17 protein-coding genes are annotated in these 14,474 nt (G+C 41.4%); 3 read left to right on the top strand and 14 right to left on the bottom strand.

The window, feature by feature from the left end; all coding sequences use genetic code 11:
• Positions 1 to 69 precede the first annotated feature (69 nt).
• The 5 genes from MHB62_RS12290 to MHB62_RS12310 form a co-directional block, all read right to left on the bottom strand.
• Positions 70 to 243: a hypothetical protein gene (locus MHB62_RS12290; RefSeq protein WP_003230126.1), complete on the bottom strand. Its 174-nt coding sequence runs from the start codon at positions 241 to 243 to the stop codon at positions 70 to 72.
• A 66-nt stretch (positions 244 to 309) separates the two neighbouring features.
• On the bottom strand, positions 310 to 873 hold the full coding sequence (locus tag MHB62_RS12295; RefSeq protein ID WP_003230122.1) for a 5-formyltetrahydrofolate cyclo-ligase: 564 nt from the start codon (positions 871 to 873) through the stop codon (positions 310 to 312).
• Positions 874 to 957: 84 nt separating this feature from the next.
• Entirely contained in the window at positions 958 to 1,107 is a 150-nt protein-coding gene (gene rpmG / locus MHB62_RS12300) for a 50S ribosomal protein L33 (protein WP_003153056.1), read from the bottom strand.
• Positions 1,108 to 1,190: 83 nt separating this feature from the next.
• The gene (locus MHB62_RS12305; protein ID WP_009967743.1) at positions 1,191 to 2,270 is read right to left on the bottom strand and encodes a glycosyltransferase family 4 protein; all 1,080 of its coding nucleotides are present in this window, start codon (positions 2,268 to 2,270) and stop codon (positions 1,191 to 1,193) included.
• Positions 2,267 to 2,737: a hypothetical protein gene (locus MHB62_RS12310; RefSeq protein WP_009967744.1), complete on the bottom strand. Its 471-nt coding sequence runs from the start codon at positions 2,735 to 2,737 to the stop codon at positions 2,267 to 2,269. The genes MHB62_RS12305 and MHB62_RS12310 overlap by 4 nt, the downstream gene beginning before the upstream one ends.
• A gap of 179 nt (positions 2,738 to 2,916) precedes the next feature.
• On the opposite strand from MHB62_RS12310, the gene MHB62_RS12315 reads away from it, so the two are divergent.
• Positions 2,917 to 3,270 carry a hypothetical protein gene (locus MHB62_RS12315; RefSeq protein ID WP_003245993.1) on the top strand — a complete coding sequence of 118 codons (354 nt, stop codon included), beginning with the start codon at positions 2,917 to 2,919 and terminating at the stop codon, positions 3,268 to 3,270.
• A complete protein-coding gene (locus MHB62_RS12320; RefSeq protein WP_032722122.1) occupies positions 3,267 to 3,731 on the top strand; it encodes an endolytic transglycosylase MltG in 465 nt (154 codons plus the stop codon). The genes MHB62_RS12315 and MHB62_RS12320 overlap by 4 nt, the downstream gene beginning before the upstream one ends.
• Before the next feature lie 28 nt (positions 3,732 to 3,759).
• Here MHB62_RS12320 and pstB (MHB62_RS12325) read toward each other — a convergent pair whose 3' ends face one another.
• The 9 genes from pstB (MHB62_RS12325) to MHB62_RS12365 form a co-directional block, all read right to left on the bottom strand.
• Positions 3,760 to 4,542: a phosphate ABC transporter ATP-binding protein PstB gene (gene pstB, locus MHB62_RS12325; protein ID WP_004399074.1), complete on the bottom strand. Its 783-nt coding sequence runs from the start codon at positions 4,540 to 4,542 to the stop codon at positions 3,760 to 3,762.
• 10 nt (positions 4,543 to 4,552) lie between these two features.
• Positions 4,553 to 5,362, bottom strand: a complete 810-nt coding sequence (pstB, locus tag MHB62_RS12330) for a phosphate ABC transporter ATP-binding protein PstB (protein ID WP_009967747.1) — start codon at positions 5,360 to 5,362, stop codon at positions 4,553 to 4,555.
• Positions 5,363 to 5,382: 20 nt separating this feature from the next.
• The gene (gene pstA, locus MHB62_RS12335) at positions 5,383 to 6,267 is read right to left on the bottom strand and encodes a phosphate ABC transporter permease PstA (RefSeq protein WP_003230103.1); all 885 of its coding nucleotides are present in this window, start codon (positions 6,265 to 6,267) and stop codon (positions 5,383 to 5,385) included.
• Entirely contained in the window at positions 6,267 to 7,196 is a 930-nt protein-coding gene (pstC, locus tag MHB62_RS12340; RefSeq protein WP_015714268.1) for a phosphate ABC transporter permease subunit PstC, read from the bottom strand. Before pstC ends, pstA begins: the two co-directional genes overlap by 1 nt.
• 68 nt (positions 7,197 to 7,264) lie before the next feature.
• The gene (locus tag MHB62_RS12345; RefSeq protein ID WP_029726710.1) at positions 7,265 to 8,167 is read right to left on the bottom strand and encodes a phosphate ABC transporter substrate-binding protein; all 903 of its coding nucleotides are present in this window, start codon (positions 8,165 to 8,167) and stop codon (positions 7,265 to 7,267) included.
• 153 nt (positions 8,168 to 8,320) lie between these two features.
• Positions 8,321 to 10,471, bottom strand: coding sequence for a penicillin-binding protein 2A (gene pbpA / locus MHB62_RS12350; RefSeq protein ID WP_003230097.1), 2,151 nt, complete (start codon positions 10,469 to 10,471; stop codon positions 8,321 to 8,323).
• Between the two features lie 113 nt (positions 10,472 to 10,584).
• The gene (locus tag MHB62_RS12355; RefSeq protein ID WP_003230095.1) at positions 10,585 to 11,877 is read right to left on the bottom strand and encodes an MFS transporter; all 1,293 of its coding nucleotides are present in this window, start codon (positions 11,875 to 11,877) and stop codon (positions 10,585 to 10,587) included.
• 106 nt (positions 11,878 to 11,983) lie between these two features.
• Positions 11,984 to 12,592, bottom strand: coding sequence for a superoxide dismutase SodA (gene sodA, locus MHB62_RS12360; protein WP_004398583.1), 609 nt, complete (start codon positions 12,590 to 12,592; stop codon positions 11,984 to 11,986).
• 178 nt (positions 12,593 to 12,770) lie between these two features.
• Positions 12,771 to 13,253: a DUF456 domain-containing protein gene (locus MHB62_RS12365; protein ID WP_004398518.1), complete on the bottom strand. Its 483-nt coding sequence runs from the start codon at positions 13,251 to 13,253 to the stop codon at positions 12,771 to 12,773.
• A gap of 109 nt (positions 13,254 to 13,362) precedes the next feature.
• Between MHB62_RS12365 and MHB62_RS12370 the strand changes: the two genes are divergently transcribed.
• Positions 13,363 to 14,130, top strand: a complete 768-nt coding sequence (locus MHB62_RS12370) for a DUF1189 domain-containing protein (RefSeq protein WP_003230089.1) — start codon at positions 13,363 to 13,365, stop codon at positions 14,128 to 14,130.
• Positions 14,131 to 14,474 lie beyond the last annotated feature (344 nt).

A 14,474-nucleotide genomic window follows, 5' to 3' on the forward strand; every position in this document is an offset into this window, starting at 1 on the left:
TTTTTCATTATAACAGCTGGCGCTCCGAAACGCCTACTGAAAGCAAAAAATCCCGTTTTTCACGGGATTTTAGAAAGCTTGCTGTATAAACTTATTGCGGATAAATGGAATTCTTAAAAACAAATGGATAAAAGACCGCCTGATTCCTGGCTGGCTGAGTACAGTATTCATAAGACGGTAGCGATTTTGATAAAACATGACGGCAGAAACCGCGAAAATGGCATATATCAAAAGTTTTTTCATGATATCCCTCCTGCCAATAGGGTTTGTTATTCTACCTTATTTATTCTCGAATAAGGGACAGGAAAGTTATGAAAAACAAGAAATAATCCGATCCTCTGTTATCAGCTTATGTACCGGGATGTCATGCGGCAGACGGGGTACGTGCGCAAACAACTGGCACTCCAAAAGCAAAGAGACTGTCTTCCCTTCATATTCACTTAAATAGCGATCATAATAGCCGCCTCCAAAGCCGACCCTAAACCCGTTAACATCAAAACAAACACCCGGAACGATCATCAAGTCAATTTGTGATGGGTTTACTTCTTTTGTTTTTTCAATTACCGGCTCGAGCAGTCCGGCGTACACGGTTTCGAGCTGATCATCAGTCTGATATGTGCGAAATTGCATTTTCTTCGTGTCCGGATGGCATTTTGGGATGCAAACTTGTTTCCCTTCTTCCCAAGCCTGCTCAATGACAGGACGCGTCGGTATCTCTAATCCTCTGGAAATAGTGACGGCAATGGTGCCGGCATTTTGCCACTCCGGCAGAGAAAACAAGTACTTATACATACGTTCCGTTTTTTGAAGAATATCTTCATTTGATAAAGCAGACAGTGCCTCCAGCGTCTTTTTTCTTAATTGTGATTTCATCTCTCATCCCCCTCGGAATAGAAAAAAAGCCAGAACCTTTTTCAAAGCTCTGGCTTTTTTCTTACACCTCAAACAGCAAAGCTGTTATTTTGTTTCACGGTGTAACGTAGATTTTTTATCACGTGGGCAATATTTTTTAAATTCAACGCGGTCTGGATTGTTGCGTTTGTTCTTTTTAGAAATATAGTTACGCTCACCACATTCAGTGCAAGCCAAAGTAATATTAACGCGCATTATTTTCCCTCCAAACTAAAATCATTTACTTATTCAGACTTATATATAATACCACTATAATGGACGGAATGCTAGGCTGTTTTTCAATGAATTGCTGAATTATTGAAGATACGCTCATAAAGCTGCAAATATGATGACATAATGAGTCGGGGGTGGTGGAGCTTGAACACTTGTTGTCTGCCAGCTTCTTTTATCCGGCGGGCTTTTTCCCGGTCTTTTAAAAAACTGTCCAGCAGATCAGCAGCTTCCTGTACGAGCGTAAAATCAGCGATGATTGCCGTTTTGTCATGAACCGCATAATCACAAAAACCACCTGACTGAGAAACGACAGTCAGCACACCTTGTTCCATGCTTTCTTGCGCGGCAAGCCCAAACGGTTCATAAGAACTAGGGAAAACAGCCATTTCACAGTGAGACAGTAACGTTCTGATATCTTTCCTATTTAGAAACGGCAGAAACATGACGCGATCCTTCAGGTTATATGCCGCAGCCAATTTCTCATAGCAGGACAGAGACGGCCCCTCCCCAGCCAGCACTAGATAGAGGTCAGGCTGACGCTGCTTCAAGATGGCAAACACCTTTAACAGCTGCGATAATCCTTTTTCCGGAACAAACCTTCCATATGAAAAGAGGAATCTTCTATTCATGCTTCTCGGGATTTTCCCCTTCTCTTCCTCCATAGATGCAGGGCTTGGGATAACGGTTATTTTCTTATGTGCCGCCTTATCAAGAGACCGCTTCATAAATGTGCTTAATACGATCAATGCATCAGCGGATTCTATAAGGAGCCGTTCGGTCATGAGCCTGTATGGGTGTGGGGCTTCTCGGCACACCTTCTTCCTTTCGCTTTCAAGACCGTGGATTGTCGCAGCAAGCGGAAGGCCAAGCCGTTGTTTCAAATACTGGGCGGCAGGGGCAGTTGTGTCATCATGGGCATGAATCAGATCAAAGCGTTTATTGTGTGATAACACATGGCGAACCATTGTAAAGTTAGCATCAGCTATGTAATCTTCAAACTTCGCATACGAAAACAGCTGCCCGCTCGGAGTAAAAACCGTAATGTTGATATGAGGGTTTAAATAGGAAATGAGGCGGTTTAAATGGACACCGAGCCCGCTTTTCGGCTCATCGGGATGTTCGGGTGAAAGCATGAGAATGTTCACCGTTCTTTTTCCCCTCTCCCATAACAGGTGTATGCAGAAAATTGCGCCTCCCACCTGGTGTGCGCTTCTTCAATCTGAAAACTGTTTATATGACGAATCCCATTTTCATCAAGATAGATGTCGTCTGTACCGGCAAGCTTGAGAGAGACATTCATTGAATTCACAATTCTGTATTCAGCCCGATATACAGCATCACCAGCCGCCTGTCTAATCGTCCATTCTCCTTTATCATACGTTGTGCGTTTTGTCCTGACAGCTTCAATGTCTTTTCTTTTGATGACAATGCGCAATTCTTTTATCATATCCTGCGTTTTTTCGAAAAGGACCGCTTCAGCCAGCCGCATTGTTTCTTCTGAGATTTCCCAGCTTACGGTCAAGGTGTGAGCGTTTTGAATGATTATGTCGAATGTGTCCCTAAAAAAGGAAAGCTTATGTCGTATATTATAGGGAAATGGGTGTTTATCCATGGACTCCTAACATTCTCCTTTCCAATCGTTCACTTCGTGTTCCTATTAAACCATTACATGAAGAAGAAGCGAAGAAAGATTTCTCGACAAAATCTCGTTTTTTTCGCGAATTCCTTTAGAAACTATTGGTTTTATGGTATAAAAAAGAAGGATAAAAAAAGAATAGAAGGTGATGAAACGTGGAAATTGCTATTATTGCGTTGTTTATCGTCAGTATAGCGCTAATTGCATTCTCATATTCTCAAAGAGACCCGATGAAAGATGTAGAACAGGAGCTCGAAACACTGCAGCTTTCTGCGATGCAGGAAATTTACAAGCTCAAAAAGAAAATGACAGTGCTTGAGGAAGAATTACTGGAAACAAACCTTGTCATTCGCAAATCAAAGCAGAACGACATCAATCAAAAAATCGCTAAACAAATACTTTCTAAATATAATAACGGTATGTCAGCTGAAGCGATTGCTAAAGCTGAACATGTATCAGTGGAAGACGTGAATACGATTATCAAAGATAATGAGAAGGTGCTCGTATGACAAAACGGGGCATTCAGGCATTTGCTGGCGGCATCATTTTAGCGACAGCCGTTCTTGCAGCTGTTTTTTATCTGACTGACGAAGACCAGGCCGCTGCTGTAAAAGATAATAAAACAGTAACCGAACAAGACGTGAACAATTATCTTGATTCTAAAAAATTGGTTTCTGTCAACCGTGATGAATATCAAAAACTTCTCGATTCAAAAGAGAAATTCTTAAACAATGACAGCGGCTCAGACACGAAATCAGACAAAGTCAAAACCTACAAGCTCACCATTAAAGACGGCATGAGCACGGCGGATGTATCTGCTATTCTTGAAAAAGAGGGCATTATCTCTTCGGCTCAAGACTTTAATGACTATGTCATTGATGCCGGCTATCACAAAGAAATTCGTGCCGGCGAGTTTAAAGTAAAATCAGACATGAGTTTCAAAAAGATCGTAAAAACGTTAACACGATAAAAAAACAGGCTGACTCAGCCTGTTTTTTTCATCCAAACTTTCCTGAAATGTAATCGAGCGTTCTTTGGTCCTTCGGGTTAGAGAACATTTTATTCGTATTGTCGCATTCAACAAGCTCGCCCATGTAGAAAAAGGCGGTTTGATCAGAAACCCTTGCTGCCTGCTGCATGTTATGCGTGACAATGACAATTGTATATTTATCTTTCAGCTCTAGAATGAGTTCTTCAATTTTTCTCGTTGAGATTGGATCTAGTGCAGATGTCGGTTCATCCATCAGCAAAATATCAGGATTGGTCGCAAGTGCTCTGGCGATGCAAAGACGCTGCTGCTGGCCCCCTGACAGCGAAAGAGCGGACGTATGCAATCGATCCTTCACCTCATCCCATAACGCCACGTCTTTTAATGACTTTTCCACAATTTCCTGAAGCTTCTTCTTATTTTTGGTGCCGTGGACTCTCGGTCCGTAAGCCACATTATCAAAAATAGATTGCGGAAACGGATTCCCTTTTTGGAATACCATGCCGATATTTTTTCGCAAATCCACGATGTCCACTTTATCCTTTAAAATGTTGCTGCCATTATAGTTCAGCTCACCTGCAAGCTTTACATTCGGCGTCATTTGAATCATTAAATTCAATGTCTTGATAAAGGTCGATTTCCCGCATCCGGATGGTCCGATAATCGCCGTAACCTCATTTTCATAAATGCTCAAATTGATATTTTTTAAAGCATGATGCTGCCCATACCATAAGTTCATTCCATTGACTTGATATACTTCCTGTTTCATTACAGCTTCGGTAGCAATACTCATTGCCGCCCTCCTATCCGAATTTCCCGTTAATATAATCCTCTGTCTTTTGCTTTTTCGGACTCGTGAAAATCTGTTCGGTCTGTCCGTATTCTACAAGCTCGCCGTTTAAAAAGAATGCCGTCCGGTCAGAAACCCGCAGAGCCTGCTGCATATTGTGCGTGACAATAATAATTGAGTATTCTCTTTTCAATCCTGTAATTAATTCCTCTATTTTTGCATTTGAAATCGGATCAAGCGCTGAAGCTGGTTCATCAAGCAGAAGAACAGCCGGCTTCATCGCAAGCGTTCTCGCGATGCATAAACGCTGCTGCTGGCCGCCGGATAACGAGAGTGCGGATGAATGTAAACGATCCTTCACCTCATCCCAGAGGGCCGCTTTTGTTAAACTTTCTTCCACAATTTCATCTAAAACAGCTTTATTCCGCTCTCCGGCATATTTCAATGCATGTGTGATATTCGCATAGATCGATTTCGGAAATGGATTTGGTTTTTGAAAAACCATTCCGATTTCTCTTCTCAAGCTGACAACGTTAATATTGCCGCCCAATATATTTAATCCTTCATAAAGGATTTCACCTTCCGCTCTTGCAGATGGAATTAAATCGTTCATTCGGTTAATATTTCTCAAAAAAGTAGATTTTCCGCATCCCGACGGCCCAATTAAAGCAGTCACCGCATTTTTTTCAATATCCATGTTTACATGATGAACGGCTTGTTTATTTCCGTAATAAATGGACAGATCTTTGACCTCAAGCACGTGATTCTGCTTCGGAACAATAACAGCTCGCTCAGGTTTTTCTTTTACCATTTGTTCAGACATGTTTTTCGCCTCTTTCCGTTCTAATTTGCCGTAAGCTTTTTGTAGATCATCGTGCCAAGCCATCTCGCCGCGAGATTAAACACAAGAACAGAAATCACCAGCACGGCAGAACCACCGTTGGCAATCGCTTCAGCATCCGGAATCATTCCTTGTGTATTGACGTTCCAAATGTGGACCGCAAGTGTTTCAGCGGGCCTGAAAATATTAAGCGGTGATGTTTCCGAAAACGGGTTCCACTCCGTAAAATTAAGACGCGGTGTTGTCAGGCCTGCCGTAAATAATAATGCGGCCGCTTCCCCGAACACCCTTCCTGACGCTAAAATTGCTCCTGTGATGATAGAAGGAATCGCACTTGGAATTAAAACTGTTTTTACGGTATGCCAGCGTGATACACCTAAAGCGAGAGAGGCTTCCTTCAGATCTTTAGGGACTGAACGGATCGCGTCTTCTGTCACACGCACCATGACAGGAAGGTTAAAAACAGTTAACGCAAGCGCTCCGCCTATGATCGTATATCCCCAGCCTGTTAAGTTGACAAACATCAATAATCCAAACATCCCAATGACAATAGACGGAAGAGATGAAAGCACCTCTATACATGTTCTGATGAAGTCAGTTACTTTGTTATTAGGCGCGTATTCAGCCATGAAGACTCCGCCGCCCACACCGAGCGGGATTGTAATCAGCATTGTAATAAACAAAATATAAAAGGAGTTAAACAGCTGATCTCGTATGCCTCCTCCAGCTGCAATGGCGCTCGATTTTGTTGTAATAAATTGAAAACTGAGCTGAGAAACACCGTTTATAATAATATAGGAAAACAAACCTACTAAAATGGCAGCGATAATGGCTGCACACAAACCAAACATTCCGGTCGCCAGTTTATCTGTTATTTTGCGGTTCATTACACTTTCCTCCTAGATGACAAGTAGCGAATAAGCAGGATGAACAAGAATGACATCACCAGAAGCACAAGCCCCATTGACCACAGCGTATTGTTTTCAACGCTTCCGTATGTGGTGTGGCCCATATTCAGCGTGATGATCGTTGTCAGCGTTCCCGCAGTGTCAAACAGGCTTTCCGGCAATACTCTTGTATTTCCAATGACCATCTGAACAGCCAAAGCTTCGCCGAACGCCCGAGCCATGCCTAACACAACAGCTGTCATCAATGTTGGAAAAGCTGCAGGCACAAGTACTTTTCTGATCGTCTGCCATCTTGTCGCACCAAGCGCGTAAGAACCCTCTCGTAAACTCTTCGGAAGAGAAGCCATTGCATCAGCAGAAATCGATGTGATCGTCGGCAGAATCATGACGGAAAGGACAATCGTTCCCGCCAATAAACTGTGCCCTGTTCCGCTCGATTTGAACTGGGCGATAAACGGCACCAATACTGTAAGACCTATGAATCCATAAACAACAGATGGAATACCGACTAAAAGCTCAATCACCGGCTGCAACACTTTCTTTCCCCAATTCGGGGCAATCTCTGTCATAAAAATCGCACCTGCAATGCCAAGCGGCGCAGCGATTAGAGCAGAAAGAATCGTTACTGCAAATGAGCCAAAAATAAATGGCAGCACTCCGTATTTCGGATCAGTATCTGTAGGATTCCAATTTAAGCTCGTTAAGAATTCAATTGGGCTTACACCATTTACAAGAAAAGATTGCAGCCCCTTCACGCCGAGGAAAATGGTGATCGCAACAGATGCCGCAATCATAATCAGCGCACATGCTGTCACAATCATTCTTCCCCGAACTTCATCCAATTGCCGATTTTGCCTTGAGCTGATTAAACGCTCGCTCACAGACATATTTTCTCTATTGTTTATCATTGTTTTACACTCCTATGAATGTGTTAAGAGGAGAAACGGTTGTCCCCGCACTCCTCTTTTTATTAAGATCAGCTTTGCTTCCCGTTGGCATCGCGTGTCACTTTCATATCAGTAACCGGAATGTAGCCTTGGTCAGTAACAATGCTTTTTTGAATGTCTTCACTCTTTAGATAATCAAGAAATTCTTTAGCTAAACCTGTCGCTTCACCTTTTGTATAAGAATGCTGATAAGCCCAGATCGGATACTCGCCAGTTGCTACATTTTTCGCTTCAGGTTTAACACCGTCAATAGATAGAGGAGTTACTTTGTCATCTGTTAAATATGAGAATGCAAGATATCCAATCGCTCCCGGAGTATCAGCAATGATTTTTTTCACCGTGTTGGAGGAATCTTCAGTAATGCCTTCTGCAGGCTCCGCTCCGTCAAGCGCATATTTCACAAATGTAGCACGTGTGCCGGAAGAATCAGGACGGTTTACAAGTGTAATCTTTTGGTCTTTGCCGCCGAGCTCTTTCCAGTTTTTAATTTTGCCAGTGAAGATTTTTTTCAATTCATCTTTTGAAATATCCTTCACACCAGCATCAGGGTTTACAGCTGCTGCCATACCAACTACAGCGACTTGATGATCGACAAGCGCTTTTGCATCGATGCCTTCTTTTTCTTCAGCAAAAACGTCTGAATTCCCGATCTGAACAGCTCCTTCAGAGACTTGAGAAAGCCCTGTTCCAGAACCGCCAGCTTGTACCTGTATATCAGCATCAGGGTTTTCTTCCATAAATTTTTCCGCGGCTGCAAGTACTAGTGGCTGCATGGCCGATGAACCAGAAATGGTTAAAGAACCTGATGCCTTTTCTTCTCCTTTTGCAGAATCGCTATTCGATTTTTTACTTTCTCCTGCATTTCCGCATGCAGCTGCAATCATCATAAAAGCAGCCATCAGAAGCATAAGCACCAATTTGTTTTTTTTCATTTCCTGAATTCCCCCTGCGTATAATGTGTAATTTGTCCTACACGTATAGAGTAAAGGTTCTATGTAAAAAGGGTTTGAACCGAATGTTAAGGTTTTGTAAATCAGTGCGTTTTTTTGTATAAAAAAAACGCCCACATCATGTGAGCGTTTTTTTTAGTTATCAGAAGACGTTGTGTTTTCTGCATTTTCTTCAATTTTGTCTTTATTCTTTTGCTGAGTACCTTCTTTGTCCTGCTTCGATTTCAGCTCAAAATATTTATCCATTACTTCCCTGCCGATTTCGTTTGTAATTGAGTATCTTTGATTGTAATCAATGTAAGTCCAAGGAACTACGACAGAAATAGCAATCTCAGGATTGTCAGCTGGTGCATAAGCCACAAGCGTCGTATTATAAGTGTCTGTTCCTGTTTTTGATTTATCCGGTCCGTCGTAAAATGATTGGGCTGTTCCTGTTTTTGCAGCTGGTTTATACGATGCTGAAGCCAGTTGACCTGCAGCTGTCCCTTTAGTGGCAACCCGTCTAAAACCGGCTTGGACCTCTTCAATATAGCTACTCTTCATATCGACTTTATTCAATACTTCAGGCTGAACAGAATCAACGACTGCGCCGATCCCTTTTTTCGCATTTGAATCTCTGACTTCCTTTACAAGCTGAGGCTTCATGCGGTAGCCACCATTTGCTATGGTGGAGACATATTGAGCCAATTCCAGCGGTGTATAAGTATCATACTGTCCAATGGCGAAATCAAGCAAGAAACCAGATAATCTGCTTGTACCTTTATATCCCGTCATTTCATTTGGTAGATCAATTCCTGTTTTTACTCCTAATCCAAATTGACTGAAATAATTTCTGAAGGTATCAAATGCAGAAGTATCCAAAGGCAATGCTTGGTGAGGTTTATATTCACCTTTACCAACTGCAATTGCTGTTTTAAACATAAAAACGTTTGATGACTTCTCTAATGCAGTTTGAATACCAACCGGCCCTAAGTTTTGCCAAGATTTTTTCCCTCTTTTATCCTGGCCGATATACAATGGTTCATCCTTAAATACAGTATTCAAATTAATCGCTCCAGTTTGAAGACCGGTCAAAACGGTTGCACCTTTTACAGCTGATCCCATAGCGTAGGATGAAGTCATGGCTCCTAATGCATAATCATCAAACTTATAGGCTCCATTTTCTCGTTTAATCTGCTTCCCTGCCATTGTCAGCACTTCGCCGTTTCTAGGGTCCATCATGACAACGAATGCACGATCCAACAATTCGGTACTAGGTCTTGCTTTAGCAGCTTTAAGTTTTTTCTCAATAATTTTTTCCACTGATTTTTGCAAATCAATATCAATTGTTAGTACAAGATCTTTCCCGGCTTTGCCTTCAGATACCGTTTTTGTTCCCGTGACATTGCCTTTTGAATCTGTGATATTTTCGACTTTTGCTTTTTGGCCCTGCAGAAGGCTTTCATATTGGTATTCCAGATAGCTTTTTCCGACCCTGTCATTTCGGCTGTAGCCAAGCGATAGATAATGGTCGAGCAAGTTGGACGGCAATCCTTCATCAGAGCTGGAAACACTCCCGAGCACTGAGCGAAGAAGGTTTTTATATGGATATTCACGTTCCCAATCGGACGTGACATCAACTCCAGGCAGTTCGTCTAAATGTTCACTTACCACTGCCATTTCCTTCGCTGATACATCCTCATTTTTAATATATTGAGGGGTCAAAGCATAGCCTGAATCCATACGCCTTTTGATAGCAAGGATCTGCATATCTTTATCCGTCAATTCATTCAGCTGCTTATCAGTAATCCGTTTTAGCTGAAGCTGGTATAAATCGTCATCGGATAATTTTTTCTCTTCAACCTGCTGTCTTTCTTTAGAGCTAATCAGCTTTTTCGCTTCTTTCGGTCTAGTCAAAATCCAATAATCTTTTTTATCCCGTTCTGTTACTTTTTTTGTATCGACTTTGATCATGCCAGACAGCTTTTTTGCGATCTTTAAGCGCTGTTCTTGCGTGGTCGATTTAGATCTCGTGTACGTGATTGCATTTAAAGCCTTATTTGTCACAATGGCATTAAAGTTTCGATCATAAATTTTCCCGCGCGGTACCGCTGAGCTGACTTCACTTTGTTCCTGCTTATTCGCTTGGTTTTTGTAATCATCGCCTTGCACGATCTGCTTGATGCCCAGTTCCACAATAATCCAGGTAAATATAACAAAGGCAGCTAAAAATAAAATATTCAGCCGGATCGGAAGCGACTTCTTTTTCTCTTTATGATTTTGCTTTTTTTGTTTATTTCTCCTCATAACATCACCTTTTCTATTTACAGAAAGAAAAGACACTCAAGTAAGAGTGCCAGTTTTCATTTTAAAGGTTTTTTCGACTTTTTTCTACAGATAACCCCTTTTTGGCAAAAAAATTATCTCTCGCCTTTTAACAGGGTCGGTTCTGTTACCCGTTTTTGGCCGTCTTCTTCCATGGTTTCATTTTCCCCTTCTTTCTCCTTAAAACGGATATCCTTGACAAAGTAATAAATCAAAGGATGTCCTATACCCAATATCGCAAGTGACAAAGGAATTCCCACATCCTCTTTCAGAAGAGCCACAATCAGGAGAAAGCACAAAATGGAAACAATTCTGCCGGCGTTCAAGAACATTTCTCTAAGCACGATATATTCAATTCTTGCTTTTCTTGCATGCCTCGCCCGCCCTATCACATCATATGTAAGTGATACATATGGCACAAGCAACAGAGGATAGCCGATGGCAATAAAAACGCCGTACGTTAATAATGTCGAAAAGCTCATATGGAACAGAATCAAAAACAGCGCGCCATACAAAATAAGTCCGCCCAGCAAAATCGATTTTTTTCTCGCCTTTTTCTTAATCAGCCTGGATGCAAAGTAGTAGGCAAAGAAGGAAACAGCTGAATTGACAAGACCGAATGTGCCGAGAGCAAGTTCGCTGTTTGTCTCAATAAATACAAACACACTGATTAAAAAGACAAAAATCCCTTCTCTCAAACCCTGAAAAAAATGCGCATTCGTGATTCTCCGCCAATTCATATTGCTATGGCGCTCTCCAAATACTTTGCTCAGCATAAAACGGCCCTTTGATTCTCTCCGTTTTAAGAAAAAGCTCATCACGACAGCCAGGGCAAATAAACTGAGGGAGAGACTGAAAATCACTGTATAACCCGTATTATTTTCAAGCCTTGAGATCACGAATCCGGCTACAATCGGGCCGATCATTCCTGCTGAGGAAGACAGAATGCCCATAAACCCGTTGAAAAAGTCTCGTGTATCCGGCTCTGTTATTTCAAAGGTCAGCACGTTAAACGCTAGCCAATAAAAGCCATAGCCAACTCCGAGCACCGCGCCGATTAGCACGAGGCGGCTGGCCGCCGTTTCTCCGGCTAAAAGCACACTTAAATAAAAGGCAGCTAAAAAAATGACGCCGAACCTTAAAATGAATACCCTGTCTATTTTTTTGGCTAACCGTCCAGCCAAATAAAAGGTTATCGGCTGCATTGTCACAATGGATAAATTATATATCGCCAAATCAATAAATTTCCCTGACTGCTTCCAAAGATACACATTAACAAATGTATTGGACAGTGCAATTCCCAGCGAGTAAAGCCCGCCAATGGTCAGCAGAAAGAGTAACCCTTTGTTTACGTCTACATCGCCTATCACTTTTTTTAGTTTGCTCATTACTGACTCCCCTTTACTATCCCTTAGTCTGTCTCACTCAAACCGAGATATGTAAAAAGAAGACATAAAAAAACAAGGTCCCATAATGAGGACCTTGTTTTTGCCATTATTTTGCTTCGCTGTATAGACGAGCCACTTCGTCCCAGTTTACAACATTCCAGAAAGCTGAAATGTAATCAGGACGGCGGTTTTGATAGTTAAGGTAGTAAGCATGCTCCCAAACGTCAAGACCTAAGATAGGCGTTTTGCCTTCTGAAAGCGGAGAATCTTGATTTGGCGTGCTTGTGATTTCAAGTTTCCCGTTGTTCACAACAAGCCATGCCCAGCCAGAACCGAAGCGTCCAGCTGCTGCTGCTGCGAATTGCTCTTTGAATTTGTCAAAGCTTCCAAATACACTGTTGATCTCTTCAGCAAGCGCGCCAGTCGGTTCGCCTCCGCCGTTTGGAGATAAAAGTGTCCAGAATAATTTGTGGTTCGCGTGTCCGCCGCCGTTGTTGCGGACTGCAGTGCGGATGTTTTCAGGAACAGAATCAAGATCTGCAACAAGCTCTTCAACTGATTTGTTGGCAAGAGCAGTGTTTCCTTCAACCGCTTTGTTTAAATTTGTCACGTATGTGTTGTGGTGTTTCGTATGGTGAATAGTCATAGTTTCCTTGTCGATATGCGGTTCTAAAGCATCGTACGCATAAGGTAATTCTGGAAGTTCGTAAGCCATGATAATTCCTCCTTAGTATATATGTACTGAAATGCCGCTTCACAGCGAGCCTTTCTTCATTCAATGTAACAAAAGAATGCTTTGTAATCAATGAAAAAGCTCACGATTTGGCTCATTTCAGCGGACATATTTCACTTTAACCGATAATCTGCCCCATTAAACCTGCCGCCAGCATTTCTTATAGGACCGTCCATAAAAAGTAACCGATCATCAAAAGCTGTATGATGCCCTTTGCAATAACCCCTGTTAAAAAACCAATGAGTGAGCCGAGGCCAATTTTAAACGCTGACTTTAAGTCCTTCTGATGGACGATAAGTTCTGCGCAAACAGCCCCGATAAACGGCCCCAATATGATCCCTGCAACCGGAATGACAAAAGGCCCGATTAATAAACCGATCGTGCTTCCCCATATGGCAGCTTTGCTTCCTCCGAACCTTTTTACTCCAAGCAGATTCGACACGTAATCTGCTGCGAATAATACTGCGGCAAAAACTGCCTCAACAAGCCAGAACATATAAGAATACGGACTGAATGAAAATAAAAATCCGTACAATACAAATCCGGCAACAATAAATACTACGCTAGGAATAACAGGATACACCAGCCCGATAAAGGCAATGATAAAAACCGCTGCAATCAACAGCCAATACAACATATCCATAGCTTCCATCCTCCCATTTTACTCTGTCTTCTTCATGTCTTCCTTGTATTCACACGCATGCAACGATACAATAAGCAACATATATTAGTTTAGCTAGGAAGTGAAGATAGTGAATGTGTTTCAGCTTTTCATTAAAAGTACATACTCTCCCCGTGATATTGCAAAAACAAGATTTCAAGGAATCGGAAAAGCGATTCTTTATGTATTTTTGCTCTCTGTCCTGTTTGCAATCCCTACCGCTTATTATGTAAGTACAGGGACCGTAAAATCAATGAACGGCTTTAAAACTGTTTTAAACAAAGATTTCCCTGATTTCACAATTTCAAACGGCAAACTTCAAACGGATGAGAAAAAAGCCACGGAATCTCAGGCAAATGGTTTCGTTATCGTGTTCGATCCGACAGACTCCTATGGCACTGAACAAATTGAAGCAAAGCAAAACGCAATCGGCATCCTTCAGAACAAATTTGTTTTGGCCATTGACGGACAAGCCCAAGAAATGTCTTACTCAATGATGCCGTCAGAGTTACAGAAAAAAGATGTCATTGCAGGTTTAAACCAAAATAAAGCGATGATTGTAACTGTTCTCTCAGCTCTTATTTTTCTCGTAACAGCAGCGGGAAAATTTATTGAAGTATCGTTTTTAGCGCTTATCGGGTTAATCATTAAGAATTCGCAGAAAAAACATTTATCCTATCATCAGCTCTGGAAGCTTTCTGCTTATTCCATCACACTTTCAACTGTATTCTTTACAATCATGCGGGCACTAGAAGCAACCGTACCAAGTGAATTTTTGCTGAACTGGTTTGTCAATTTTGTCATCCTGTTTCTCGTTTTAAAAGAGATTCCGTCCAAAAAAGTAATTAATAAAAGTTAAATTATATTTATTTTTATCCTTTAAGTAGAGAGTGTGAAAGCATTTGCATTAACTTTTTACTTAAGGGATATTTAATAAAATGTATAGAGCTTAAACAGATACATTTATAAAAAAAGCTCTACAATTACTCAAGAACAAGCTCTGGACAATAATATCAGAAGTAGTAAGATGTAACATGAAAGAAGTTCTTAACAGCATTTGACATATGTTTTTAACAAAATAAGAATAATGTTAAATTTTAACTAATAGACTAGTTAAAATCATATGGCAAAATATTTTGCATCCTTTCACAACATATTTACATAAGATAGTTGCTATTTAAAAAGCCAGGTACCAATAGGGCA

The sequence above is a fragment of the Bacillus sp. FSL K6-0255 genome, from assembly GCF_045040725.1.
Taxonomy (GTDB): domain Bacteria; phylum Bacillota; class Bacilli; order Bacillales; family Bacillaceae; genus Bacillus; species Bacillus subtilis.

Excerpts from the sequence above, each read along its gene's own strand:
- MHB62_RS12290 (WP_003230126.1), bottom strand. The coding sequence starts at position 243 with ATGAAAAAACTTTTGATATATGCCATTTTCGCGGTTTCTGCCGTCATG.
- MHB62_RS12295 (WP_003230122.1), bottom strand. The coding sequence starts at position 873 with ATGAAATCACAATTAAGAAAAAAGACGCTGGAGGCACTGTCTGCTTTA.
- rpmG (WP_003153056.1), bottom strand. The coding sequence starts at position 1,107 with ATGCGCGTTAATATTACTTTGGCTTGCACTGAATGTGGTGAGCGTAAC.
- MHB62_RS12310 (WP_009967744.1), bottom strand. The coding sequence starts at position 2,737 with ATGGATAAACACCCATTTCCCTATAATATACGACATAAGCTTTCCTTT.
- MHB62_RS12320 (WP_032722122.1), top strand. The coding sequence starts at position 3,267 with ATGACAAAACGGGGCATTCAGGCATTTGCTGGCGGCATCATTTTAGCG.
- pstB (WP_004399074.1), bottom strand. The coding sequence starts at position 4,542 with ATGAGTATTGCTACCGAAGCTGTAATGAAACAGGAAGTATATCAAGTC.
- pstB (WP_009967747.1), bottom strand. The coding sequence starts at position 5,362 with ATGTCTGAACAAATGGTAAAAGAAAAACCTGAGCGAGCTGTTATTGTT.
- pstA (WP_003230103.1), bottom strand. The coding sequence starts at position 6,267 with ATGAACCGCAAAATAACAGATAAACTGGCGACCGGAATGTTTGGTTTG.
- pstC (WP_015714268.1), bottom strand. The coding sequence starts at position 7,196 with ATGATAAACAATAGAGAAAATATGTCTGTGAGCGAGCGTTTAATCAGC.
- MHB62_RS12345 (WP_029726710.1), bottom strand. The coding sequence starts at position 8,167 with ATGAAAAAAAACAAATTGGTGCTTATGCTTCTGATGGCTGCTTTTATG.
- pbpA (WP_003230097.1), bottom strand. The coding sequence starts at position 10,471 with ATGAGGAGAAATAAACAAAAAAAGCAAAATCATAAAGAGAAAAAGAAG.
- MHB62_RS12355 (WP_003230095.1), bottom strand. The coding sequence starts at position 11,877 with ATGAGCAAACTAAAAAAAGTGATAGGCGATGTAGACGTAAACAAAGGG.
- sodA (WP_004398583.1), bottom strand. The coding sequence starts at position 12,592 with ATGGCTTACGAACTTCCAGAATTACCTTATGCGTACGATGCTTTAGAA.
- MHB62_RS12365 (WP_004398518.1), bottom strand. The coding sequence starts at position 13,253 with ATGGATATGTTGTATTGGCTGTTGATTGCAGCGGTTTTTATCATTGCC.